The sequence below is a fragment of the Marinomonas sp. SBI8L genome, assembly GCF_001624705.1.
Classification (GTDB): domain Bacteria; phylum Pseudomonadota; class Gammaproteobacteria; order Pseudomonadales; family Marinomonadaceae; genus Marinomonas.
Genome location: NZ_JSEO01000069.1, coordinates 1 through 238 on the forward strand (window position 1 = coordinate 1; position 238 = coordinate 238).

General features: G+C 49.6%; 1 tRNA gene and 1 rRNA gene. Both read right to left on the reverse strand.

Annotated elements, in window-relative coordinates:
* Positions 1–2: 2 nt before the first annotated feature.
* A tRNA-Ile gene (locus OA91_RS23955) sits at positions 3–79 on the reverse strand.
* 79 nt (positions 80–158) lie between these two features.
* Positions 159–238, reverse strand: a 16S ribosomal RNA gene (locus OA91_RS23960); the annotation flags it as partial.

The window sequence follows — 238 nt, forward strand, 5'->3', positions numbered from 1 at the left end:
ATTGGTGGGTCTGGGCCGATTTGAACGGCCGACCTCACCCTTATCAGGGGTGCGCTCTAACCAACTGAGCTACAGACCCAAACACTTCTTCTGTGCGTCTCTATATAAATTAGTTACCAGATAATTTGTGTGAACACTCACCAGAGCTTCATATCGTTTAAGGAGGTGATCCAGCCCCAGGTTCCCCTAGGGCTACCTTGTTACGACTTCACCCCAGTCATTGACCACTCCGTGGTAA